This window comes from Parabacteroides merdae ATCC 43184 (assembly GCF_025151215.1).
Classification (GTDB): Bacteria; Bacteroidota; Bacteroidia; order Bacteroidales; family Tannerellaceae; genus Parabacteroides; species Parabacteroides merdae.
The window spans coordinates 1,436,867-1,462,550 of sequence record NZ_CP102286.1 but is presented as its reverse complement, the minus strand read 5'-3'; the positions used below and the strand labels follow the sequence as shown (position 1 = coordinate 1,462,550).

24 protein-coding genes are annotated in these 25,684 nt (G+C 49.9%); 22 read left to right on the top strand and 2 right to left on the bottom strand.

From position 1 onward, the window contains the following. Positions 1-33 precede the first annotated feature (33 nt). From NQ542_RS05965 to dapA, 20 genes are all read left to right on the top strand, one after another. On the top strand, positions 34-807 hold the full coding sequence (locus tag NQ542_RS05965) for a polysaccharide biosynthesis/export family protein (RefSeq protein ID WP_005638256.1): 774 nt from the start codon (positions 34-36) through the stop codon (positions 805-807). A 13-nt stretch (positions 808-820) separates the two neighbouring features. After that, positions 821-3,193, top strand: a complete 2,373-nt coding sequence (locus NQ542_RS05960) for a GumC family protein (protein ID WP_005638254.1) — start codon at positions 821-823, stop codon at positions 3,191-3,193. Positions 3,194-3,202: 9 nt separating this feature from the next. Continuing rightward, the gene (locus NQ542_RS05955; RefSeq protein ID WP_005638253.1) at positions 3,203-3,925 is read left to right on the top strand and encodes a tyrosine-protein phosphatase; all 723 of its coding nucleotides are present in this window, start codon (positions 3,203-3,205) and stop codon (positions 3,923-3,925) included. Positions 3,926-4,027: 102 nt separating this feature from the next. Then, positions 4,028-5,407, top strand: coding sequence for a cytochrome c peroxidase (locus tag NQ542_RS05950; protein WP_005638252.1), 1,380 nt, complete (start codon positions 4,028-4,030; stop codon positions 5,405-5,407). A 62-nt stretch (positions 5,408-5,469) separates the two neighbouring features. After that, positions 5,470-5,931 (top strand): septal ring lytic transglycosylase RlpA family protein, encoded by a 462-nt coding sequence (locus tag NQ542_RS05945; RefSeq protein WP_005638250.1) that lies wholly within the window; start codon positions 5,470-5,472, stop codon positions 5,929-5,931. 49 nt (positions 5,932-5,980) lie between these two features. Next, entirely contained in the window at positions 5,981-6,658 is a 678-nt protein-coding gene (locus NQ542_RS05940) for a response regulator transcription factor (RefSeq protein WP_005638248.1), read from the top strand. After that, entirely contained in the window at positions 6,655-7,833 is a 1,179-nt protein-coding gene (locus NQ542_RS05935; protein ID WP_005638246.1) for a sensor histidine kinase, read from the top strand. Before NQ542_RS05940 ends, NQ542_RS05935 begins: the two co-directional genes overlap by 4 nt. Before the next feature lie 368 nt (positions 7,834-8,201). Further along, complete coding sequence (locus tag NQ542_RS05930; RefSeq protein ID WP_005638242.1) at positions 8,202-9,200, top strand: 2-hydroxyacid dehydrogenase; 999 nt, start codon at positions 8,202-8,204, stop codon at positions 9,198-9,200. 93 nt (positions 9,201-9,293) lie between these two features. After that, positions 9,294-10,160, top strand: coding sequence for a patatin-like phospholipase family protein (locus tag NQ542_RS05925; RefSeq protein WP_005638241.1), 867 nt, complete (start codon positions 9,294-9,296; stop codon positions 10,158-10,160). 134 nt (positions 10,161-10,294) lie between these two features. Beyond that, positions 10,295-11,110 carry a 3'(2'),5'-bisphosphate nucleotidase CysQ gene (cysQ, locus tag NQ542_RS05920; RefSeq protein ID WP_039850064.1) on the top strand — a complete coding sequence of 272 codons (816 nt, stop codon included), beginning with the start codon at positions 10,295-10,297 and terminating at the stop codon, positions 11,108-11,110. A gap of 189 nt (positions 11,111-11,299) precedes the next feature. Continuing rightward, entirely contained in the window at positions 11,300-12,853 is a 1,554-nt protein-coding gene (locus tag NQ542_RS05915; protein WP_005638239.1) for an SLC13 family permease, read from the top strand. A gap of 34 nt (positions 12,854-12,887) precedes the next feature. Beyond that, positions 12,888-13,253 (top strand): four helix bundle protein, encoded by a 366-nt coding sequence (locus NQ542_RS05910; RefSeq protein ID WP_005638238.1) that lies wholly within the window; start codon positions 12,888-12,890, stop codon positions 13,251-13,253. Next, positions 13,237-13,902, top strand: coding sequence for an adenylyl-sulfate kinase (cysC, locus tag NQ542_RS05905; protein ID WP_005638237.1), 666 nt, complete (start codon positions 13,237-13,239; stop codon positions 13,900-13,902). The genes NQ542_RS05910 and cysC overlap by 17 nt, the downstream gene beginning before the upstream one ends. A 110-nt stretch (positions 13,903-14,012) precedes the next feature. Then, positions 14,013-14,921 carry a sulfate adenylyltransferase subunit CysD gene (gene cysD / locus NQ542_RS05900; protein ID WP_005638236.1) on the top strand — a complete coding sequence of 303 codons (909 nt, stop codon included), beginning with the start codon at positions 14,013-14,015 and terminating at the stop codon, positions 14,919-14,921. Between the two features lie 100 nt (positions 14,922-15,021). Beyond that, the gene (gene cysN / locus NQ542_RS05895) at positions 15,022-16,485 is read left to right on the top strand and encodes a sulfate adenylyltransferase subunit CysN (RefSeq protein ID WP_005638235.1); all 1,464 of its coding nucleotides are present in this window, start codon (positions 15,022-15,024) and stop codon (positions 16,483-16,485) included. A 3-nt stretch (positions 16,486-16,488) separates the two neighbouring features. Continuing rightward, complete coding sequence (locus tag NQ542_RS05890; RefSeq protein WP_005638233.1) at positions 16,489-17,592, top strand: sulfotransferase family protein; 1,104 nt, start codon at positions 16,489-16,491, stop codon at positions 17,590-17,592. A 63-nt stretch (positions 17,593-17,655) separates the two neighbouring features. After that, a complete protein-coding gene (locus NQ542_RS05885; protein WP_005642906.1) occupies positions 17,656-18,618 on the top strand; it encodes a PCMD domain-containing protein in 963 nt (320 codons plus the stop codon). An 84-nt stretch (positions 18,619-18,702) separates the two neighbouring features. Further along, positions 18,703-20,703 carry an NAD-dependent DNA ligase LigA gene (gene ligA / locus NQ542_RS05880; RefSeq protein WP_005638230.1) on the top strand — a complete coding sequence of 667 codons (2,001 nt, stop codon included), beginning with the start codon at positions 18,703-18,705 and terminating at the stop codon, positions 20,701-20,703. Next, positions 20,700-21,215 carry a DUF6913 domain-containing protein gene (locus NQ542_RS05875; protein WP_005638228.1) on the top strand — a complete coding sequence of 172 codons (516 nt, stop codon included), beginning with the start codon at positions 20,700-20,702 and terminating at the stop codon, positions 21,213-21,215. The genes ligA and NQ542_RS05875 overlap by 4 nt, the downstream gene beginning before the upstream one ends. Before the next feature lie 49 nt (positions 21,216-21,264). Continuing rightward, entirely contained in the window at positions 21,265-22,158 is an 894-nt protein-coding gene (dapA, locus tag NQ542_RS05870; protein WP_005638226.1) for a 4-hydroxy-tetrahydrodipicolinate synthase, read from the top strand. On the opposite strand, the gene NQ542_RS05865 is transcribed toward dapA, so the two are convergent. Further along, positions 22,155-22,706, bottom strand: a complete 552-nt coding sequence (locus NQ542_RS05865; RefSeq protein ID WP_005638224.1) for a TlpA family protein disulfide reductase — start codon at positions 22,704-22,706, stop codon at positions 22,155-22,157. The genes dapA and NQ542_RS05865 overlap by 4 nt on opposite strands. Positions 22,707-22,832: 126 nt before the next feature. Here NQ542_RS05865 and NQ542_RS05860 point away from each other — a divergent pair, with 126 nt between their 5' ends. Continuing rightward, entirely contained in the window at positions 22,833-23,198 is a 366-nt protein-coding gene (locus NQ542_RS05860; RefSeq protein ID WP_005642918.1) for a GtrA family protein, read from the top strand. Positions 23,199-23,216: 18 nt separating this feature from the next. On the opposite strand, the gene NQ542_RS05855 is transcribed toward NQ542_RS05860, so the two are convergent. Further along, positions 23,217-24,104 carry an AraC family transcriptional regulator gene (locus NQ542_RS05855; RefSeq protein ID WP_036657699.1) on the bottom strand — a complete coding sequence of 296 codons (888 nt, stop codon included), beginning with the start codon at positions 24,102-24,104 and terminating at the stop codon, positions 23,217-23,219. Between the two features lie 101 nt (positions 24,105-24,205). On the opposite strand from NQ542_RS05855, the gene NQ542_RS05850 reads away from it, so the two are divergent. Then, entirely contained in the window at positions 24,206-25,684 is a 1,479-nt protein-coding gene (locus NQ542_RS05850) for a rhamnulokinase (protein WP_005642921.1), read from the top strand.

The window sequence follows — 25,684 nt, the reverse complement described above, 5'->3', positions numbered from 1 at the left end:
AATCAGGAAAGAAGAGTGAAAATCTGGAATTATATGTTGATGTGCGTGGTGGTACTTTGTACCTCCTGCGCATCTTCGAAGAAAGTGGTTTACTTGCAGGATGTCGTCCCGCTGAAGCAGCAGGATATCGAGCAGAAGTACGAGGTGTATGTCCATAACGACGATTTGCTGGCGATCATGGTGAACAGCAAGAACCCGGAACTGGCGTTGCCGTTCAATATGCCGATGGTATCGTACCAGTTGGGAAGTGGTTCGACCAATTCTGGAAGCCAGCGTGTGTTAGGCTATCTGGTGGATGGTAATGGGGATATCGATTTCCCGATCCTCGGCAAGTTGCATGTGGCGGGACTGACGCGTATGCAGTTGACGGAAATGATCAAGCAACGCCTGATAGAGGGAGACTTGATCAAAGACCCGATCGTGACGGTACAGTTCCTGAACTACAAGGTGTCGGTGATGGGTGAAGTGAACCGTCCGGGGTCCTTCAATATCTCCGGCGACCGTATCACCCTGTTGGAGGCCTTGAGTATGGCGGGCGACCTGACGATCTACGGACGACGCGACCGGGTGGCCGTGATCCGCGAGAAGGACGGGAAGCGGACGATCCTGATGCATGATCTCCGTTCGTCCGATATCTTCAATTCTCCTTGCTATTATTTGCAGCAGAACGATATCGTGTATGTCGAACCGAATAAGGCGAAGGCCGAGCAGACGGATATCAACCAGAACAAATCGTTGGGTGTCTGGTTTGGCGCGATTTCCGCTTTGGTTTCCATCGCGTCTCTGATTGTGACATTAACAAAGTAAAAAAAGAGAACCTATGAACACAGAACAAGAAACGAACATCCGCATGGAAGAGAACGAATTGAACCTGGGGGACATCCTGCAAACGGTGTTGGCTAATTGGTATTGGTTTGTTCTGTCTGTCGTGGTATGTGCCGGGACGGCGTTCCTCTATCTGAAGTGGGCGCCCAAGGTATATACCCGGACGGCTTCGGTACTGATCAAAGATGATGCGAAGGGCGGTGCGATGAGCGAGTCGGCCGCTTTCGAGGATCTGGGGCTTTTCGGTTCGAAGCGGAATGTGGATAACGAGGTGCTGGTATTCAAGTCCAGGCGGTTGATGACCGAAGTGGCGCGTAACCTGCATCTGGATGTGAGCTACACGGTAAAAGACGGGCTGCGGACGGTGGAACTGTACACCCAGTCGCCCGTACAGCTCTCTTTCCCGGATGCGGAAGAGGCACAGGCTTTTTCGTTGAAGGCGGTTCCTGTCTCCGGAAAGGAGGTGATATTGTCCGGATTCACCCTCGGCGGACAGGAGGTGGCGGACGGCAAGCCGGTGAAGGTGGCGCTGAACGACACGGTCACGACGCCTGTCGGCCGGGTGGTGGTGGTTCCGTCGCTTTATTACGGCGACAAGTATTTCAATACGGTCGTGCAGGTGACGAAATCGCCGTTGCAGGATGTGGCGCTCCGCTTCCAGGGAGGCTTGCAGGCTACTTTGGCGAACAAGGCGTCGACGATCATCAACCTGACGCTTCAGGATGTCTCCATCCCGCGTGCGGAGGATGTGATCAACACGCTGATCTCCGTCTACAACACGGATGCGATCAACGACAAGAACCAGATCGTGATGAACACTTCCAACTTCATCAACGACCGTCTGATCGTGATCGAGAAAGAACTGGGGGATGTGGATTCGGATATCGAGTCGTACAAGCGGGAACACCAGCTGACGGATATCTCGTCCGAGACGGGCATGTACCTGCAGACCTCCAGCCAATATCGCCAGGAGGGATTGAGTCTGGAGAACCAGTTGAGCCTGGCGAAATACATCAAGAACTACCTGACGGACCCCGGCAAGAGTTCGGACCTGATCCCGGCGAACACGGGCATATCGGATGTGAACATCGAGTCGCAGATCGGGGAGTTCAACGAGATGTTGCTGAAACGCGACAAGCTGATCAGCAACAGCAGTAGCAAGAACCCGGTGGTGCAGGACTTGAACAATTCGCTGATCGCGATGAAGCAGACCATCATCCGTTCGGTGGATAACCTGATCGTCGGGCTGAACATCAAGATCAAGAATATCCGGGCGCAGGAGGAACAGACGAGCCGCCGTATCTCGGCTGTGCCGACCCAGCAGAAGGAGGTCCTTTCGGTGGAACGCCGCCAGAAGATCAAAGAGGAACTGTATCTCTACCTGTTGAACAAGCGTGAGGAGAACGAGTTGACGCAGCGGATGACGGAAAGCAACGCACGTATCATCGACCCGGCGGCGGGAAGCAATGCCCCGGTGGCTCCGAAGTCGATGATGATCCTGTTGGCTTCCATCGTGCTGGGATGTGCGATACCGGCAGGTGTCTTGTGGCTGTTGGCGGTCAGCGACACGAAGGTGCGCTCGCGGAAGGATGTGGAGGGGGTACTCTCCGTGCCGTTCCTGGGCGAGATCCCGATGCGCGACAAGAAGGACAAGAGCGAGGTGGTGGTGCATGAGAACGGCCGCGACTCGGTTTCGGAGGCGTTCCGTATCGTGCGTACCAATATGGACTTCATGCGGGTGAAGGATAAGAAGATGCAGGTGGTGATGTTCACCTCGTTCAATCCGGGAGCCGGCAAGACGTTCGTCTCCATGAACCTGGCGATGAGTTTCGCCCTTACGCACAAGAAGGTCGTTTTGGTCGACCTCGATATCCGCAAGGGAACGCTCAGTTCGCATGTCCATGTATCGGACAAGGGTGTCACCAATTATCTGTCCGGTCGTATCGACAATGTCGATGAGATCATCCGGCAGAACGAGTTGTGCGACAAGCTGGATATCATCCATGCCGGTCCTGTTCCGCCTAACCCGGCTGAACTCTTGCTGGGGGACAGGTTGGAGACTTTGATCGCCGAGCTGCGTAAGCGGTATGATTATATCATCCTGGACAACGTACCGGCCGGTGTGGTTGCCGATGCAGTGATCGTCAACCGGGTGGCCGACCTGACGATCTATGTCGTCCGTGCGGGCAGAATGGACCGCCGTGCCCTTCCCGAAGTGGAGAAACTCTACCAGGAAGGCAAGCTGCGTAACATGAGCCTGATCCTGAACGGGACGGTTTACAAGCATGGCGCGTACGGCTACCGTTACGGGTATGGCTACGGTTATTCCTACGGCTATGGGTATGGTTACGGACAACATAAAAAATAAATAGAAAAGATGTTTTCCCTACTTTTTCCAAAGAAGAACGCGGTTCACACCGATTTGTTGAGGGGGACGGCAGATGTGCATTCACATCTGCTGCCCGGTGTGGACGACGGTGTGCAGAGCGCCGATGATATGCAGGCGGCTCTGAATGCGATGCAGGAGGCTGGTGTGGAACGTGTTTTCCTGACTCCTCATGTAATGGCGGACCTGCCTGACAACCGGCGCAGTTACTTGCAGGATCGTTTTGCTTGTATGAAACAGTTTGCCCCGGAAGGGATCGAGTTGAGGCTGGCGGCGGAGTATATGTTGGATGCCGGTTTCCGTTTGCAGATGGCGGACGGCCTCTTGACGTATGAGGACAGGCAAGTCCTGGTCGAGACTTCCTATCTCTCGCCTCCTCCCGACTATCTGAACTTGCTTTACGAACTGAGCTTGGAGGGCTACACGCCTGTCTTGGCTCACCCGGAACGGTATATGTATATGACGAAGGAGGATTATTTCCGGCTGAAGGACAAGGGGTACAAGTTCCAGCTGAACCTGTTCTCACTTGCCGGCATGTATGGCGCCCGTCCTGCCAAATATGCCGCATACCTGATGAAGGAAGGCTTCTACGATTATGCCGGCTCCGACCTGCATCATCCCGACGATTACAAGAGAAACCTTGCCCGCCTGAAACTTTCGGGCAAAATGCTCGACGGTCTCAGAGAGGTGCTGGAGAATAACAAGGGACTATAGTTTTTATTTATCATGCCATAGATAAAACTGATGAGCTTTCTATATGCCTCTTGATAATTCTGCATACCTTTGCATTTAACAAATCTAAATAAACCAATAATTATGCTTAACACTATTCTTTGTAAGAGGACGGCATTACCTTTAGGGCTGCTTTCATTGGCTCTGGTTCTGCCTTCGTGTGGTTCCTCCGAATACAAGAAGTATGCGGACAATCAGGCAAAACAGGTTGCTTCCATCCTTCGTGAGAACGGATGCATGCAGTGTCACTCGGCTACGGCGGCGACTCCTTTCTACGGTAATCTTCCTCTGATCGGTCCGACTGTCAAGGCGGATATGCGGGAAGGTACGCGTTATCTGGATCTGACGGCGATGCTGGAGGCGCTCGACAATGGCAAACTCGTTTCCGAAGCCGACCTGGCCAAGGTGGAAGATGCCGCTCTCTCAGGTTCCATGCCTCCCGCCAAGTATTCGCACATGCCGATGCACTGGGGGACAAACCTCGATAGCGACGAAAAGGCGGTCTTGCTTTCCTGGGCGAAGGATGTCCGTAAGAAGAACTATTCGACACCTACCGTCGCCGAAGAATTTGCCAATGAGCCTGTGCAACCGTTGATGGCTTCCATTCCGACCGATTCGGCCAAGGTAGCGTTGGGGTTCGATCTTTATCATGACACCCGTCTTTCCGGCGATAACACGATCTCGTGTGCTACCTGCCACGGGTTGGCTACTGCCGGTGTGGACCGCAAACAATATTCCGAGGGGATAGACGGACAGTTCGGCGGCGTGAATGCTCCGACTGTGTATAACTCGGCTTTGAATATCCTGCAGTTTTGGGACGGACGTGCTGCCGACCTGAAGGAACAGGCTGCCGGGCCTCCTTTGAACCCGGTTGAAATGGGCAGCCACTCGTTTGACGAGATATCGGCCAAGCTGGCGGAAGACAAGGAGTTGAGCAAACGTTTCCTCGAAGTGTATCCGGAAGGTTTCAACCAGTCTACGATTACCGATGCTATCGCCGAGTTTGAAAAGACGTTGCTCACGCCGAGCCGCTTCGACAAGTATCTGATGGGTGACAAGACGGCTCTGACTGCCGAGGAGGTCGCAGGCTACGAATTGTTTAAGGAGAATAAATGCGCTACTTGCCATACGGGGGTGAACCTGGGTGGACAGTCTTTCGAATACATGGGTATCAAGGATAATTATTTCGATTATCGCGGCACGGGGCTGACGGATGGTGACAACGGACGTTATTCCGTCACGAAGAACGAACAGGATCGCCATCGTTTCAAGACGCCGACTCTGCGTAACGTGATGCTTACCCCGCCGTATATGCACGACGGTTCGATCGCGACGATCGAAGATGCCATCCGCATCATGCACCAGTTCCAGATCGGTAAGAACATTTCGGACGCGGATACCAAGAGCCTCGTGGCGTTCCTGAACACGCTCACCGGAGAATATAAGGGTGAGTTGTTACAATAAAATCGAGCTGCTACAATAAAATCAAGAGCCTTGCGTTATTGTAAAGTAAAACGATAACGTGTATGCCCTTCCGCCTGGTACATATCATCCTTCTGTTGGTCGCTTTCGCGGGCACGGGGGATGTGTGGGGCCAGGAGGAAGGGCTTGCTTCTTATTACCACAACCGTTTCCACGGCCGTAAGGCCGCCAGCGGGCGGGTCCATGATGCGGATGAGCTGGTTGCTGCCCACCGCACATATCCTTTCGGCACTTTCCTGCGTGTCACCAACCTGTCCAATATGAAGCGGGTGATCGTCTGTGTCACCGATCGCGGTCCTTTCCGCAAAGGACGTATCATCGATGTCTCTGCCGGTGCGGCCGAACTTCTGGATTTTAAGAAGAAAGGTCTTGCCCGTGTCCGTATCGAGGTTGTTCCGGGCAAGATAGATCTTAGCCTCCTCGACCTTCTCTATCCCAAGATTCCTTTTTTGGAAGTGGATCATCTTCGGGTGAGGCCGCCTTACAGGATCGGAAAGAACAAATGATCTGATGATTTTTATCCTATATTTGTAGTCCGATACACAAAAACATGTAATGGCAAAGATATTATTAGTAGAAGATGAAATAAACATCGCCTCTTTCATCGAGCGGGGCTTGCAGGAGTTTGGTCATGAAGTCCGCGTGGCCAATGACGGGCAGGCCGGCTGGGAGTTGGTTCAGCAGGAGGATTTCCAATTGTTGATACTCGACATCATCATGCCGAAGATGAACGGTCTGCAACTCTGTAAACAGTATCGCCAGACGTATGGCTACCAGTCGCCCGTTATCATGCTGACCGCCTTAGGGACGACGGACGATATCGTGAACGGACTGGATGCCGGTGCCGACGACTATCTGGTGAAACCTTTCAGTTTCCAGGAACTGGAAGCCCGTATCAAAGCCCTTTTACGGCGTACGGGGGCGGAACCTGCCGTACCGCTTCTGAGTTGTGGAGACCTGACACTCGATCCGTCCAGCCACCGGGCGATCCGTGGCAAGGTAGTGATCGACCTGACCGTAAAGGAGTACCGCCTGCTCGAATATCTGATCCGGAACCGGGGGACGGCACAGAGCCGGCTGACCTTGCTGAAAAATGTCTGGGACAAGAACTTCGATACGAATACGAATGTGGTGGATGTCTATGTCAATTACCTGCGTAGCAAGATCGACAAGGATTTCGACCGCAAACTGATCCGCACCGTAGTGGGAGTGGGCTATATGATGGAAGCATGAAGACCGGGAATAAGATTGCTCTTTTTTATACGGCTATCACGATCGGTATTATTTCGGTGGTGACAGTCGTTTTCTATTTTGTGGCGACCGACTATATCAGCCGCCTCTACTATTCCTATCTGACGGAGAAGGCATACGCGACGGCACAGAAGCATTGGGAGAAGGATGAGTTGGACGAGGAAGATTATGCCCGTATCCAGCAGCATTATGAGGAGACGTTGCCTGTTGCAGCGGAAATCTTGCTGAACGCCGACAGCATAACGGAGGCGCATAGCGTCTTGTCCCGTTACCTGACCGATGAGAAGATCGCTTCCCTGTATGCAGGCAATGTGGTTCGTTTCCATGAAGGGAAAGAATTAGGAGCGGCTGTCTACTATCCGGATAATGAGGGCAATTTTATCGTACTGGTTGTGTCGAGCAACCAGTACGGCGGGGATATCCAGCACCGGATCGGCTGGCTGTTGTTGGGGATGCTGGTGATCAGTGCCGTCCTGGTCTATTTCGTCGGCCGTTTGTATGCGACCCGCATGGTCGACCGTATCGATGCGGCTTACCAGAGTGAGAAGTCTTTTATCAGCAATGCATCTCATGAACTGAATAATCCGCTTACGGCCATCCAGGGAGAATGCGAGATCAGCTTGCTGAAGGAACGTACGTCGGCCGAATACCAGGCAGCATTGGGGCGTATCGCTTCCGAAACGAAACGCATCATCCTATTGATGAAGAACCTGCTTTTCCTTTCTCATGGGGATAAGGAGATCCTGAAGAATGCACGTGAGACGGTTTTGCTGGCCGACTTCCTGATGCAGTTCGTGGGTAACCGCGTTCGTTTTACAACCGACCATTTCGCTTTCGCTATCGAGGCGAATCCGCATCTGCTGAAGATCGCTATCGGCAACATCTTGAATAATGCATGTAAATATTCGGGAGATGCGCCTGTCGAGATGCAGCTGAAAGGTGCTGTCCTGACCATTACGGACATGGGGATCGGTATTCCGGAGGAGGAGATCGCCCGTGTGTACCAGCCTTTCTATCGTGCCTCCAACACACGGGAGTTCGCCGGGCATGGTATCGGACTTAGTCTTTCCATGCGTATCCTAAGAAGCTACGGGGCGGAAATCACGATTACGTCCGAGGTCGGGAAGGGAACGACGGTGGAAATCGAATTCCCGTAAATTTTAGATTGTTACGCTTGGACGGATGGAAAGAATGGCTATCTTTGTTTTATTAGATAACACAAACACAAAACAGAAAGGAGAGACTGTATGAATATTATGAATATGATGTGGTTTATGGGGATGTGCTTATTATCGACAGTTATTATAGGTGGCTTTTTTATTCATCGGGATAATAAGCGTAATGCAGCTGCGAATAAAAAAGGACAGTCTTCAAAGGAAGGCTGAACGATATACTTCATTATAAAAACTATATATGGGTAGAGGTCCGGTTAAGCACTCTTTAGCCGGACCTTTCCTTTTCTACTACCCACCTTTTCTTTTCAACATTTAGGCCGTTTTGATTGTTAGATATAAAAACAAATAATATGGCATACAAAATTGCATTCTTTGGAGCTAAACCGTACGATATAGCTTCATTCGACAAAGTAAATGAAAAGTACAATTACGACATTCGTTACTACAAAGGACATTTGAATCCGAACAATGTAGTCCTGACGCAAGATACGGACGTGGTCTGTATCTTTGTCAACGACACCGCCGATGCCGCTGTGATCGATGCGATGGTGGACAATGGTGTCAAACTGCTGGCCCTTCGTTGTGCCGGTTTTAATAATGTGGATCTGAAAGCGGCCAAAGGAAAGCTGCCGGTCGTTCGCGTACCGGCCTATTCGCCTTACGCCGTAGCCGAATATTCGCTTGCCCTGATGCTGTCGCTGAACCGTAAGATACACCGTGCCTACTGGCGTACGCGAGACGGTAATTTCTCGCTGAACGGCCTGATGGGGTTCGATATGCACGGCAAGACGATCGGTATTATCGGCACGGGAAAGATTGCCAAGATCCTGATCCGCCTGTTGAAAGGGTTCGGAATGCGCATTCTGGCTTATGACCTTTACCCGGACATGAAGTTTGCCGGAGAAGAAGGTATTTCTTATGTTTCGTTAGACGAACTGTATCGCGAGTCGGACATCATCTCCTTGCATTGTCCGCTGACCGACCAGACAAAATATATGATCGACAAAGACTCCATCGACAAGATGAAGGAAGGCGTAATGATCATCAATACAGGCCGGGGCCAACTGATCAACACCAATGACCTGATCGAAGGCCTGAAGGAAAAGAAGATCGCGGCGGCCGGTCTGGACGTGTACGAGGAGGAGGGCGAATACTTCTATGAAGACAAGTCTGATAAAATTATCGACGATGATGTATTGGCCCGTCTGCTTTCTTTTAATAATGTGATCGTTACTTCGCATCAGGCTTTTTTCACGAAAGAGGCCCTGCATAACATTGCAGAGACCACCCTTCAGAATATCGAAGACTTCCGCTGCCACCGTCCTTTGGTGAACGAAGTTATTCTGTAAAAAGACGATGTTTATATCGCTGATTTATTATATTTTTGTAGCCATTGTCCGGTGTGAGCCAGGCAATGGCTATTATTTTTATGGTAAACAGATATGGATATAGACAGTCGCACAGGTCTGGTGCTTGAAGGAGGAGGGATGCGTGCCATCTTCACCGTCGGAGTGCTGGACTGCTTTATGGACCATGACATTTGGTTCCCTTATACGATCGGTGTGTCCGCCGGGGCGAGCAACGGTATTTCGTATGCCTCCCGGCAGCGCGGGCGTTCCCGTTTCAGCAATATCGACCTGCTGGAAAAATATGATTATATCGGTTTCAGGCATTTCCTCCGGGGGCGGGGATATATCGACATGAAATACCTTTTTTATATTTATCCGGAAAAATATTATCCGCTCGACTACGAGACGTATTTCAAGTCGCCGAACCGCTTCGTCATGGTCACCAGCAATTGCCTGACGGGTAAAGCCGAATATTTCGAGGAGAAGCAGGATGCAGACCGCCTGGTCGATATCTGTTGTGCCTCCTGTACGCTTCCGGTGCTTTGTCCGGTGGCGTATGTCGACGGTGTCCCGATGGTCGACGGCGGTGTCTGCGATGCCATCCCGATCCGGCACGCCATCGACGACGGTTTCCGCAAGAACGTGATTATCCTGACCCGCAACAAAGGCTACCGTAAGGAAGAGAAGGACTTCTGGCTGCCCGGCTTCATCTACCGCCGGTATCCCGCTATCCGCAAGCAGTTGAAGTTGCGCTACCGCAACTATAACGAAGTGCTGGATTATATCGACGAGCTGGAAGCGAAAGGAGACGCGATCGTCATCCGTCCGCAAAAGAAAATGGAAGTCGGCCGCACCACCAACGACCGCAAGAAGCTGTCCGCCTTGTATGACGAAGGCTATGCCGTCGGCCGATCCATCGTCGAAAACAACCGGTTCGATTTCAAAACACCGGTGATTTGAAAACGAAACACCGGTGATTTGAATTCAAAACATATATGTTTTGGACATCGAGTGAAAATGAGGGCTTAAAATTCGGATTATTCGAGGAAATTGATTATATTTGTATATTAACACAACTAAAAGAATAAGTGATGATGAATAATTATGCAAATTACCTGTATATAGCTATTCGCGCCGCCCTCGATGCAGGCAAAGCGATCATGGATATTTATACCGATCCGGAATCCGATTTCGGCATCGAACGTAAAGCCGATAACTCCCCGTTGACAAAAGCCGACAAGAAGGCCCATGCGATTATCTCGATGGCCCTGTCCGTGACGCCTTTCCCCGTGTTGAGCGAAGAAGGAAAAGAGAAGCCTTTTGCCGAACGTTCAGGCTGGGACATGCTCTGGATCGTCGATCCGTTGGACGGGACGAAGGAGTTTATCAAGAAAAACGGCGAATTTACGGTTAATATCGCCCTTGTGAAGGAAGGAGTTCCGGTATTGGGCGTGATCTACGTGCCCGTGCGGAAAGAGCTGTATTTCGCGGCTGACTCGTTGGGAGCGTTCAAGCTGGCGGAGATAGACTACGGATATCAGCCTTCGATGGACGAGATAAAAACGAAAGCCATACGCCTGCCTATGCCGATGGGACACCAGGGAGTCGTGGTGGTCGCCTCGCGTTCGCACCAGACGGAAGAAACGACGGCCTTTATCGAGAACCTGCGCAAGCAGGGACAGCCGGTTACCCTGATCAGTAGCGGCAGCAGCTTGAAGATCTGCCTGGTGGCGGAAGGAACGGCCGATGTTTATCCCCGTTTCGCACCGACGATGGAGTGGGATACCGCCGCCGGACATGCGATTGCACGGGCGGCCGGATGCGAAGTTTATCATATCGATGGCAAAACACCTTTAAAGTACAATAAGGAAGACCTTCATAATCCGTGGTTCATCGTCAAACCGCTCTGACGGGCGGTTTGTTCCGTTTGCTGAAACTTTTGGTCTGTAAGCAAGATTATCCCTAAAATTGGTTATCGTAGTAAGATTAGATTTAATATTCTTATTACATTTGCAACCCTAACAGATAATTGACAATTGATAATTAATGGTCTCTGTTCTTAATTGTCGATTGTCAATTGTCAATTGTCAATTGAAAGGATGAACTTTGAAATAATATTTGTATTGCTGGCATTGGTCGGCATGATCGGGGCGTTGATATGGGATGGGCTGAGGCCCGGAATGGTGTTACTCACGGTTGTGGTGCTGTTCCTCTGTGTTGGAATATTGACGCCGAAAGAAATGCTCGAAGGTTTTAGCAATAAAGGGATGATAACTGTCGGAATGCTTTTTCTGGTAAGCGAGGGTATTCGCCAGAGCGGAGCATTGGGACAACTTATAAAGAAGTTGTTGCCGGAGGGGAAGACAACCGTTTTCAAGGCGCAGTTGCGTATGCTTCCGCCTGTCGCTTTTGTATCCGCTTTTCTCAACAACACGCCTGTTGTCGTTATTTTCGCTCCTATCATCAAGCGTTGGGCGGAGTCGGTCAAGCTGCCGGCGACGAAATTCCTGATTCCTCTTTCGTATGTGACCATTTTAGGCGGCATCTGTACTCTGATCGGGACATCGACCAACCTGGTCGTACATGGCATGATCCTCGATGCCGGATATGAAGGGTTTACAATGTTCGAGCTGGGAAGGGTGGGGATCTTTATCGCGCTGGCCGGCATCATTTACCTCTTCGTGTTCTCCAACAAGCTGCTGCCCGATTCCCGCACCGATCGCTACGAGGAAGAGGAGGAAGACGGCAACCCCGGTAACCTGCACCGGGTGGAAGCGGTGTTAGGCTCCCGTTTTCCGGGTATCAACAAGACATTGGGCGAGTTCAATTTTACCCGTCATTACGGTGCGATCGTGAAAGAGGTGAAGAGCGGGGGACAGCGGTTTACCCGCGATCTCGATAAGGTGACGTTGCACGAGGGCGATACGCTGGTTCTCTGGGCGGACGATACGTTCGTGCCGACATGGGGCGAATCCAGCGTCTTCCTTTTGCTTGCCAACGGCAAGGACGGTACGGAACCTGTTTCCCGCAAGAAACGCTGGCTGGCATTGGGCTTGCTGATCTTTATGATCGTAGGCGCCACGATAGGGGAGTTGCCTGTGGTGAAAGAGGCGTTCCCTGAAATACGGCTGGATATGTTTTTCTTTGTCTGCATTACGACCATCATCATGGCGTGGACCAAGATTTTCCCTCCGAAAAAGTATACCAAATATATATCCTGGGATATTCTGATTACGATTGCCTGTGCCTTTGCTATCAGCAAGGCGATGGAGAATTCCGGTTTCGCCGCTTTGATAGCCCGTCATATTATCGGTATGTCCAGCAGCATGGGACCGTATGCTTTACTGGCGATAGTCTTTATCATCACCAATATCTTTACGGAACTGATTACGAACAATGCGGCTGCGGCGCTCAGTTTCCCGATTGCCTTGTCGGTCGCTACGCAGCTCGGTGTGGACCCGACGCCGTTCTTTGTGGTGATCTGTATGGCGGCATCTGCCAGTTTCAGTACGCCGATCGGTTATCAGACCAATCTGATCGTGCAAGGTATCGGTAGTTATAAGTTCACGGACTTCGTGAAAATCGGTTTACCCCTTAACCTGATCACTTTTTTGATCTCGGTGTTCGTGATACCGATGATCTGGAAATTCTAAACAGGTGAAAGTTGAAAGGTGAAAGTTGAAAGTGATGGGGAAGAGTTTGACGGCAGAAAAGTCCTTTGGTTTTGCGATCCGTATCGTTAGACTATATAAGATATTATATGAAAGAAAAGAATTTGTTCTGTCAAAACAGATGTTGCGTAGTGGAACTGCCATTGGCGCTCTTTTGAAAGAAGCTGAGCATGCGCAGTCCAAAGCCGATTTTATAAGCAAAGTGAATATTGCTTTGAAGGAAGCAAATGAAACGGAATATTGGATTATGTTATTGAAAGAAACGGATTATTTATCTGAAAAAGAATACGAATCGATTATAGAAGACTGCCGTGAATTGATTAAACTGACGGTCAGTATTGTGAAAACAAGTAAACAAAATATGAATGGAACAAGTAAATAATAATAATATCGAAGAGAAACTTTCAACTCTCAACTCTCAACTTTCAACTAACATCTATCCTATTTTCGATAGGATGATGACAAGGGAGGATAAGGAGCGTTTGTTGAAGCAGCGCAGTGTGATGGTGTGGTTTACCGGGTTGAGCGGTTCCGGGAAGAGCACGGTGGCGATAGCGCTTGAGCGCGAGTTGCACAAGTGCGGTTTGCTGTGCCGCATCCTGGACGGCGACAATATCCGCAGCGGGATCAACAACAATCTCGGCTTTTCGGCTGAAGACCGGGTAGAGAATATCCGCCGTATCGCCGAAGTAAGCAAACTTTTTATCGATACGGGAGTTATCACGATAGCGGCTTTTATCAGCCCGAATAACGATTTGAGGGAAATGGCGGCATCTATTGTCGGGAAGGAGAACTTCCTGGAAATATATGTCAGCACTCCGATCGAAGAGTGCGAGCGGCGCGATGTCAAAGGGTTGTATGCGAAGGCACGCCGGGGCGAGATCAAGGATTTCACGGGTGTTTCCGCTCCTTTCGAAGCACCCGAACATCCTGACCTGACGTTAGACACTTCCGTGTTGAGCCTGGAGGAATCCGTAACCCGTTTGCTCGAACTGATATTGCCGAAGGTTTCCCTTGGCGGGAAACAATAGTTTCCCCGGCATGAAATTTTTGTTCCTGCAGCATGCAAATATAGTTTCATGGGCATGGAACTATATTAGAATAGAAAGGTAAGAATAATAACAACATTAAATAACATACAATGTCAGATTATAAATTAAGCCATTTACAGGAGTTGGAAGCAGAGTCTATCCATATCATCCGGGAGGTAGCTGCCGAGTTTGAGAATCCTGTGATGCTTTATTCTATCGGAAAAGACTCTTCCGTCATGGTTCGCCTGGCAGAAAAGGCTTTTTCTCCGGGAAAAGTTCCTTTCCCTTTGATGCACATCGATTCCAAATGGAAGTTTAAGGAGATGATTCAGTTCCGCGACGACTATGCGAAGAAATTCGGATGGAACCTGATCGTGGAATCCAATATGGAGGCATTCAATGCCGGTGTAGGGCCTTTCACGCACGGAAGCAAGGTGCATACGGACCTGATGAAGACGCAGGCGTTGTTGCATGCGCTCGATAAATATAAGTTCGATGCCGCTTTCGGAGGCGCTCGTCGCGATGAAGAGAAGAGCCGGGCGAAAGAACGTATCTATTCGTTCCGCGATAAGTTCCACCAGTGGGACCCGAAGAACCAGCGTCCGGAGTTGTGGGACATCTACAACGCCCGTGTCCATAAAGGGGAGAGCATCCGTGTGTTCCCGCTGTCCAACTGGACGGAGCTGGATATCTGGCAATATATCCGCCTGGAGAATATTCCGATCGTACCGTTGTACTTTGCCAAGGAACGCCCGTGCGTAGAGATCGACGGCAACCTGATCATGGCGGACGACGACCGTCTGCCGGAGCAGTACCGCGATCAAATCAAGATGCGCATGGTACGCTTCCGTACCTTAGGCTGCTGGCCGTTGACCGGGGCTGTGGAAAGCAATGCCGACACGATTGAAAAGATCGTCGAAGAGATGATGACGACGACCAAGAGCGAACGCACGACACGCGTGATCGACTTCGACCAGGAGGCAAGCATGGAACAGAAAAAGAGAGAAGGATATTTTTAATTAGTTGAAAGTGGAGAGTTGAAAGTTGAAAGTGGCTTCGTGTCACTATTTTCAACTTTCACCTTTCATCTTTCAACTTTCACCTTTCAACTTAAAATATATGGCAACATTAAATATAAAAGAATACCTCGACAGAGATGAACAAAAGGATTTGCTTCGCTTTCTGACTGCCGGATCGGTGGATGATGGCAAATCGACGCTGATCGGTCGTTTGTTGTTTGACAGCAAAAAGTTATACGAAGACCAGCTGGATGCCCTCGAACGCGACAGCAAGCGCATGGGGAATGCCGGCGACCATATCGACTACGCTCTGTTGCTGGACGGCCTGAAAGCCGAACGCGAACAAGGGATCACCATCGATGTGGCTTACCGCTATTTCAGTACGAATAACCGTAAGTTCATCATTGCCGACACTCCGGGACACGAACAGTACACCCGCAATATGATCACCGGCGGTTCGACTGCCAACCTTGCCATCATCCTGGTGGATGCCCGCACGGGAGTGATTACGCAGACGCGCCGCCATACCTATCTGGTTTCGCTCTTAGGTATCAAGCATGTGGTGCTGGCGGTCAACAAGATGGACCTGGTTGATTTCGACAAGAATATTTTCGACAAGATCGTTTCCGATTATAAGGAGTTTGTCGCTCCGTTGAATATCCCGGATATCACCTGCATCCCGCTGTCCGCTCTGGATGGCGACAATGTGGTGGAGAAGAGCGACCGTACGCCTTGGTACGAAGGGCCGTCGTTGTTGGACTTCCTCGAAACGGTTCCTATCGACCAGGACCGCAACTTCGAGGATTTCCGCTATCCGGTGCAATATGTCCTGCGTCCGAACCTGGACTTCCGCGGTTTCTGTGGGAAAGTGGCCAGTGGTATCGTTCGTAAAGGCGATACGGTGATGGCTTTACCTTCCGGGAAAACATCCAAAGTGAAAAGTATCGTGACATACGACGGAGAGCTGGATTATGCATTCCCTCCCCAGTGCGTCACCATCACGCTGGAAGACGAGATCGATGTTTCACGCGGTGAGATGCTCGTCCATCCGGATAACCTGCCGATTGCGGACCGTAACTTCGAGGCTATGCTGGTGTGGATGGACGAAGAACCGATGGACGCAAGCAAGCAGTTTTATATCAAGCATACGACCAATCTTACACGCGCCCGTGTGGACAGCATCCGTTATAAAGTGAATGTCAATACGATGGAACAGTTGTCGGTTGACAATGGAAAACTGACAACTGACGATTTGCCGATGAAGCTGAACGAGATCGCCCGTGTCGTCTTCACGACCGGAAAGGAACTGTTCTTCGATCCGTATCAGAAGAACAAACAGACAGGCGCCTTTATCCTGATCGACCCGATCACGAACAATACATCGGCTGTCGGCATGATTATCGACCGGGTAGATGCTCGCGACATGGTGACGGAAGACGCGTTGGCTGTACTGAATCTTCCGGAATTGGGTATCGGCCCCGAGCACTACGAAGCTATCCGTTCCGTTTGTAAAGAGCTCGAACGGCAAGGGGTTTCCGTCAAGTGTATAACAGAAAATAAATAAGGTATGGGATTACTGGAATTTGACAAACTACCGATCAATACTTTAGTGGGTGCTGACTGGAAAACGTTCAAGGCTGTGACAGCCAATAAAACGATCGACAAAGGATTTCGTAATAAATATTTCCTGACTAAATCCGTTTGCCGTCTGCTCAGCCTGTTGCAACCCTTCGAAGATGCGCGTTACCGTAAGATTGCGGACAAGCCGTTGGAGATGGACCCGGTGTTCATTCTCGGACATTGGCGTAGCGGGACGACATTCATGCACAATGTCTTCTCGTGTGACAAGCATTTCGGCTACAATACGACCTATCAGACCGTATTTCCGAACCTGATGCTTTGGGGACAGCCTTTCTTCAAGAAGAACATGGCGTTCTTGATGCCCGACAAGCGTCCGACCGATAATATGGAGTTGAAGGTGGATCTTCCCCAGGAAGAGGAATTTGCCTTGGCAAATATGATGCCTTACACGTATTATAATTTCTGGTTCTTCCCGAAGCATATGCTCGAATATTGCGACCGTTATCTGCTTTTCGACAATATCAGCGAACACGAGCGGGAAGTGTTTAAGGAAACGTTCCTCAAACTGATCAAGATTTCCCTCTGGAATACGAAAGGAAGTCAGTTCTTGAGCAAGAATCCGCCTCATACGGGACGTGTGAAGACTTTGGTGGAAATGTTCCCGAATGCTAAATTTATCTATCTGAAACGAAATCCGTATACGGTGTTCGAGAGCACGCGCAGCTTCTTTACCAATACGATCCAGCCGCTCCGCTTGCAGGACATCTCCAACGAGCAGATCGAAAGCAATTTTATCGAAGTATACCGCCGTTTGTTCTATAAATATGAAGAACAAAAGCATCTGATACCCGAAGGAAACCTGGTAGAGGTGAAGTTTGAGGATTTCGAACAGGATGCTTTCGCCATGACAGAGGATATATACAAGAAATTAAACCTCCCCGGTTTTGAAGAGTCTAAAGCTGAAATCGAGAAATACCTCGGGAAAAAGAAGGGCTATAAGAAGAACCAATACAAGTATGACGACCGCACGGTACGGCTTGTGGAAGAAAATTGGGGAATGGCTCTCAAGGAGTGGGGATATTCTTTATAATTGACAATTGTCGGCTCTGCCGGCTTTGCCGACTTAGGGATTTTAGAAAAAACAGAATTTGAAATGAAACAGAAAGCAAAATTCCTCTTTCTCTTGGGAATTGTCAATTGTCAATTGTCAATTGTCAGTTCCCAAGAGCACGTAGTGCCGTTCAGTTTTGGAGATATGGATCATTGGGTCGTTCGCGAGATACATGAATCCGGCATTATCGGAGGAAATACGAAGCATCTTTACGAGCTGGGGCCGACAGATACGATCATCGGCAATACAGCCTATACGAACCGGGGCGGTTCGCCGTGGGCGAACTCCAACGTGATGGCGAAGGTGGCAGGTGTGGTGAAGACGAATACATCTGTCTTCCCTGAAAGACGGGATGACGGTTGGTGTGCACGTCTGGAGACACGCATGGAAAGTGTGAAGGTTTTCGGCTTGGTCGATATTGAAGTGGTAGCCGCCGGTTCTGTTTTTCTCGGAACGGTGCACGAACCGATCAAGGGGACCAAGAACCCGCAGGCCATGTTGAACAGCGGAGTGGCGTTTACCAAGAAGCCAAAGGCTTTGCGTTTTGACTATAAGGTGAAGCTGGCTCCGGAAAAGGACCGTATCCGCAGTACCGGCTTCAGCCGCAAGACGACCGTTGCCGGACAGGATTCGATCGCAGCCATTCTTTTGCTCCAGAAACGTTGGGAAGATAAAGATGGAAATATTTATTCCAAACGTGTCGGGACAATGGTGCAGCGTTATACGGAATCCAGCAACGGTTGGGTGAACGATGCGACCTACCCTATCTTGTACGGCGATATTACGAAGCATCCGGAGTATAAGCCTTATATGCGGATTCAGGTGGAAGAGCGTTATGCCTTGAACAGCCAGGGTAAAAGTGTCCCTATTCAGGAAGTGGGCTGGGCGGCGGAAGGTGAATTGCCGACTCATATCGTCCTGCAGTTTACTTCCAGCCACGGCGGAGCCTATATCGGCTCACCGGGCAATACGATGTGGATTGATAATGTAGAACTAATATATTAGTTGAAAGTTGAAAGGTGAAAGTTGAAAGTGATGAATTTTTCTTTTTAACTTTCACCTTTCAACTTTCACCTTTCAACTGAAAAAATGGTGGTAAAAGATAAAATAAAAGCACTTCGCGAAGCGCTGGAGCAACATAATTACAATTATTATGTGCTCTCGGCACCGACGATATCGGACCGTGAGTTCGATGAGATGATGAAGGAGTTACAGGTCCTTGAAGAGTCGCATCCCGAATATGCCGATCCTCATTCGCCGACCCAGCGGGTGGGGAGTGACCTTTCCAAAGAGTTTGAACAAGTAGTGCATAAATATCCGATGCTTTCGTTGGGCAATACCTATTCGGAAGATGAAGTGAAGGATTTTTACGAGCGCATAGCCCGTGACCTGAACGAGCCTTTCGAGATTGTTGCCGAGTTGAAATATGACGGAACTTCCATTTCCCTGACATACGAGGACGGACGTCTGGTCCGAGCCGTGACGCGTGGCGACGGGACACGTGGCGACGATGTGACGGCCAACGTGAAGACAATCCGTTCGGTCCCTTTGAAACTGATGGGCGACCGATACCCGGCAACATTTGAGATAAGGGGGGAGATCTTGCTTCCCTGGGCCGAGTTCGACCGCTTGAACAAGGAACGTGAAGAACAGGAGGAGCCTCTTTTTGCCAATCCGCGCAATGCTGCTTCGGGTACGCTGAAGCAACAGAACCCGGCTGTCGTGGCGGCTCGTAAGCTGGATGCCTATTTCTATTATTTGTTGGGAGAGGAGCTGCCGGCGGAAACGCATTTCGATAATTTGGAGGCGGCCCGTTCATGGGGGTTCAAGATCCCGAATGTGATCCGCGTATGCAACAGCTTGGAGGATATATACGGTTATATCGCCTATTGGGATGTCGAACGCAAGAACCTGCCGGTTGCAACAGACGGGATCGTTTTGAAAGTGAATTCATTGCGCCAACAACGCAATTTGGGATTCACGGCCAAAAGCCCACGTTGGGCGATTGCCTACAAGTTCCAGGCCGAACGTGCCGTGACGCGCCTTAACTCCGTGTCTTTCCAGGTCGGGCGGACAGGAGCCGTCACTCCGGTTGCCAATCTGGAGCCGGTATTGCTGGCCGGAACGACCGTAAAGCGTGCTTCCCTTCACAATGCGGATATTATCGAAGGACTCGACCTGCATTTGGGTGACAAGGTGTTTGTGGAGAAAGGCGGCGAGATCATCCCGAAGATTGTCGGTGTCGATGTCGAAGCCCGCGGTTTGCTGGTGGGCGATAAGGTCCGTTTCATCCGTTCTTGTCCCGAATGCGGGACACCGTTGATGCGTCCTGAAGGAGAAGCGGCTCACTATTGTCCGAACGAAGCCGGCTGTCCTCCCCAGATCAAGGGGAAGATCGAGCATTTCGTCACCCGGAGGGCCATGAACATCAATATGGGGCCGGAGACAGTCGAAGATTTGTACGAAGCCGGCTATATCAAGGACACGGCCGATCTCTATACGTTGGAAATAGCCGATCTGCTGCGCTTGGAACGTTGGGCTGACAAGAGCGCCCGTAACCTGATGGCGAGCCTCGAAGAATCCAAACAGGTTCCCTTCGAACGGGTACTTTATGGATTGGGGATTCGTTTTGTGGGTGAAACGGTGGCAAAACGCCTGGTATCCGCTTTCCATTCGATGGAGCAGTTGGAACAGGCTTCTTTCGAAGACTTGACTGCCGTGGACGAGATCGGTGAGCGGATCGCCCGAAGTATCATCGCTTACTTTGCCGACGAGCGTAACAGGACGTTGGTGAACCGTTTGAAGGAATACGGGTTGCAGATGTCCGTGCCCGAAGAAAAGCTGGCCAACCGTTCCGAGAAGCTGAAAGGCTTGAGCATCGTTATCAGCGGGACATTCGCCAAGCATTCCCGCGACGAGTACAAGGCCATGATCGAGCAGCATGGCGGGAAGAACAGCGGCTCGGTGTCCGGTAAGACCGATTATATCCTGGCGGGAGATAATATGGGACCGGCCAAGCTCGAAAAGGCGGCCAAGTTGGGTGTGAAGATTATAAACGAAGACGAATTCTTAAATATGATAGCGGAATGAGACTGACGAATTATTTTATTAAAAAGAAAGTGCAGTCTTTAGCTTCCGGGGCTGCCGGCCGCAAGCATGAGTTTTGTGCGCTGGAAGACGCAGGCCATATCCTGGTCCTTTATCAGGCAAACGATCGCGAGCTTGTCGAGCCTTGTCTGGACGTCCTGCGTAAGAAGAACAAGAAGGTGCAGGCGTGTGTCTATGTAACCGGCGATCCGGAGGCAGATGCCTCGTGCATCCCGGTCCATGCCAAGAAGGATGTGAACGTCTGGCAGGTTCCTTCCGATGTCGTGCTGGAACGGTTCAAGACGGTCAAGGCGGATATCCTGATCGATCTTACGCGCCCCGATTGCTACCCGATGCAATATCTTATGCTACAGCATCCTTGCAGATTCAAGGTGGGAGTGAAGCATGCCGATATAGATTTGTATGATTTGTCCATATCGGTAACAGAGCGTGAAGATATCAAGCATTTATTCGAACATATATTATTTTATTTGCAGGCGATACGCTCAAAATGATATAAATTCCTTATTTTTGCAGCACCGTTGACAATTGACAATTATTATCATGGCAGACATAAATTTAAAAGGAATGGGTGTGGCGTTGATCACTCCCTTTAAAGAAGATGAAAGTGTAGACTATGAGGCGTTGGCCCGGCTCGTAGATTATCAGTTGCAGAATGGAACCGATTATCTGGTTGTGTTAGGTACCACCGCTGAAACCCCTACACTCACGGAAGAAGAAAAGAAGGATATAATCAATTTGGTCGTGACGAAGGTAAACGGACGCATTCCCATCGTGTTGGGGGTTGGCGGAAACTGTACGCGTTCGGTTGTCGAGAAGTTGAAAAACGATAATTTTGACGGTATAGATGCGATCCTGTCTGTCGTACCTTATTATAACAAACCATCCCAGGAAGGAATCTATCAGCATTATAAAGCGATTGCGGAGGCGACTACGTTACCGATAGTCCTGTATAACGTTCCGGGACGTACCGGTGTGAATATGACGGCCGAGACTACGCTGCGTATCGCTCGTGAGTTCAAGAACGTGATTGCAGTCAAGGAGGCTTCCGGCAATATCACCCAGATGGACGATATCATCAAGAACAAACCGGCGAACTTCAATGTGATTTCAGGAGACGACGGTATCACCTTCCCGCTTATTACGTTGGGAGCTGTCGGCGTGATTTCCGTAATTGGCAATGCTTTCCCGCGTGAGTTCAGCCGTATGGTGCGTCTGGCATTGGCTGGTGACTACGATAGCGCCCGCACGATCCACCATAGTTTTACGGAGCTGTTCAGTTTGCTGTTTATCGACGGTAATCCGGCGGGAGCGAAGAGCATGCTGAATGCGATGGGCTTTATTGAAAATAAATTACGCTTGCCTTTGGTTCCGACCCGTATCACCACATTCGAAAAGATTCGTGATGTATTACGTCAGTTGAGCATTAAATGTTAAGATTTTTCAGGCTTGTAGGGGTGGGGTTCTACTCCGCCCGATATCAGTAATCCCGCATCTACTTTTTCCGTTTGCGTCAGGATAATCGTACCGTCCTTGTCGGCAAGGAATACGCGGGGTATGGTGTTGTCGGCAAAGAGGGAGTAGACGTTCAGGTCCGGATCGGCGAAAAACTTCATATTGTACTGATGTTCCCGGAAATAGGCCGCTACCTGCTCTTCGGTTTCTCCACGTGCGATCAGAAGCACACAGACGGAGGGATCGTCTTTGTATGTATGATATAAAGTGGAAATATCCGGGAAGGCCTTCTGGCAGTCGGAACAGGTCGTACTGAAGAAAATAATCAGGGCAAATTTATTTTCCAAGTCTTTTTTCGATACCGTTCCATCCGGATTGGAAATGCTGAATTCGGGTAACGGATCGCCTTCCTCCAAAGCAAAGCCACCCTCAGGCGGCAATTCCTCGTGGATGCAGGCGGTGAGAGATAACAGACTGATTATGTAAAACAATAAATATTTCATGGGGTAAAGATACGGGTTGTTCGCCATACTTTGTGACTTTTTGCATGGATATTTGCATATTATCCTGTATATTTGTACCGGAATTTCAGATATCAAAGAACAAAACAGCAAGAAATACACTTGGTCATACAATCTAAAAATATGGTGCGCGTGATGCGGTTTATACTGGTCGGTACGCTGAATGCGTTAATTACGGTCTTGATTGTCTGGCTGATGATGGACAAGCTTGGTTGTAACTATATCGCTACCAATATCACCGCTTATGTGATTGCGCAGATCAATAATTTCTTCTGGAGCAAATATTGGATATTTTCATCCCGCACCGGTAAGTTTCGCCGTGAGATTCCCCTTTTTCTGATCGCTTTCGGATGTGCTTATTGTTCCCAATTCCTCGCTTTGCTTATCATGGTGGAAATCTTTGACTTGAACGAATATCTCGCCCAGTTCTTAGGATTGTTTATCTATGGTGCAGTCAACTATATGATGAACAAAAAAATCACCTTCCAACTCACCCCTTAATTCTTAATTTTTAATTCCTCAGTGCGCCCGTTCACGAAACTCCGACGGTGTCACGCCCTCTTTCTTCTTGAAGAAGGTGGAGAACTGTCCGGCATTCTCGAATTTGAGACTGTAGGCTATTTCCGAGATATTCATGCTGCTGCTGGTAAGCAGTTCCTTTGCCTTCAGGAGTTTTTGCTGCAATTGATATTGGGCGGGCGATACGCCTGTATATTCTTTGAACATACGGCGGAACCAGGAGTAGCCGAGCCCCAGGCGGGAAGCTATTTCTTCCGGTGTCAGCGGGTTTTCCACCTGCTCTTTCATCAGGATGCGGGCTTCGTTGATCTTATCCACAACGTAGGTATTCGTGAAGGAGTTGTTTCTTCTTTTATAATAGACCGTACCCAATATATGAAGGACGATACTCGAAATCATCTCCTGGTAGCCCGTCTTTTCCTGAGAGGCGAATTTCAGTATGTCTTCATATAGTCCGACGATCGTCGCACTGAGCCCGATGTGCTGTAACGGTTCCTCGCGGGTAAAAAAGCGTTTTTCCACGCGCCGGTCGATGTGGACACCGCGGAAACCGACCCAGTATTCGTCCCAGCCTGTCTCGCTGTCGGGATAGTAGCTGTGCCATTCTCCCGGAAAAAGCAGGATCATCGTGCCGGCGTTTATCTTTTGCATCTTGCAGGATTGCGAAGAGAAGTAACCGCTTCCCTTCGTGATATAGACCAGCTGGTATTCGTTCAGGATTCGTCCGGTCTGCGGCTTGAAGTTATAATTGTCCGGATGCTTCGAAAGAGGATAGTTCCCTTTCGGGGGAATAAACTGGTAGCCGACGGTCGTGACGACAATTCCCCACTCTTCGTCTATCGCACTTATCGTCAGGTATCTCAATTGATCGCTTAGTCGTTTCTCCATCTCCTCTGTCAGATTTGAAAGGTTTAAAATCATTTTCAAAAGCAAAGATAGTAATTTACCGTTTACTTTTGCAATCATAAAACAAACAACTTTGTTGTACCATGAAGAAATATAACTTTTTAGCCTTTGATATAGGAGCGACCAGTGGACGTGCCGTGTTAGGCACTTTGGTTGGTGACAAATTTGAAATGCAGGAACTTCACCGTTTCCCGAATGCGATCATGGAGTTGCATGGGAAATATTACTGGGACATATACCGGTTATATGATGCCTTGAAAGAAAGCCTTACGATTTGTGCACGCCGGAACCTGCTCCCGGACTCTATCGGGATCGATACCTGGGGGGTGGATTTCGGGTATCTGGCGGAAGACGGCACACTGTTGGGGCTACCGCGTGCGTATCGCGATCCTTATACGGACGGTGCGCCGGAAGAATATTTCCAGCGTGTTCCCCGGTCGGAAGTCTACCGGCTTACCGGTATACAGATCATGAATTTTAATAGTGTTTTCCAGTTATTTAGGGCTAAAAAGGAAGGTTTCGGGCCGTTGGAGGCTGCCGAAGAGATACTGTTTATGCCCGATCTGCTTTCTTACCTGTTGACGGGTAAAAAGGTTTGTGAATATACGGATGCTTCCACCTCCGGATTGCTGAATCCGGTGACGAAAGAGTTCGAGGCGTCCTTGTTGGAAGCGGCAGGGGTAGCTCCGTCCATTATGCGTCCGGTAGTGATGCCGGGAACTTTTGTCGGGGAGCTGACCGATGCGCTTGCACGGGAAACGGGGATCGGCAAAGTGCCTGTCATAGCAGTTGCCGGCCACGACACGGCTTCGGCTGTCGCGGCTGTTCCGGCGGCGGATCGGGAGTTTGCCTATCTTAGCAGCGGCACATGGAGCCTTATGGGGATCGAAACGGAAGAACCGATTATCTCGGAAGAATCCTTCCTGCATAACTTTACGAACGAAGGCGGTATAGACGGGACGACCCGTTTCCTGAAAAATATTACCGGGATGTGGTTGCTCGAACAGTGTCGGAAAGAGTGGGAGAAGGCCGGGCGCGACTATTCCTATCCGGCGATAGTCAAGATGGCGGAACGGGCGACGCCTTTCCGTCGTTTTGTGAATCCTGACGATCCGCGTTTTGCCAATCCGCCGAGCATGACGGAGGCAATCAAGGCTTATTGCCGCGAGACGGGGCAGCCCGAACCGGTCGAGGACGACGAGTTTATCCGCTGTATTTTTGAAAGTCTGGCATTCCGGTATAAGGAGGTGCTGGCATTGTTATCCGAAATGGCTCCTTTCCCGATCCGCAAATTGCATGTGATCGGGGGAGGCTCGATGAATAATCTTCTCAATCAATTTACGGCAAATGTAATAAACATGCCGGTTGTGGCAGGGCCTTCGGAGGCGACGGCAATCGGCAACTGCATGGTGCAGGCGAGGGCGGCGGGATTGGTAGCCGACCGTTGGGAGATGCGCCGTTTGATCAACTCTTTCCTTTCGCCGGCTGTCTTTCTGCCGGAAGGTAGTGGAGAGTGGGAAGAGGCTTTTAGGAAATATAAATCTGTAACCTCAAAAAAATAA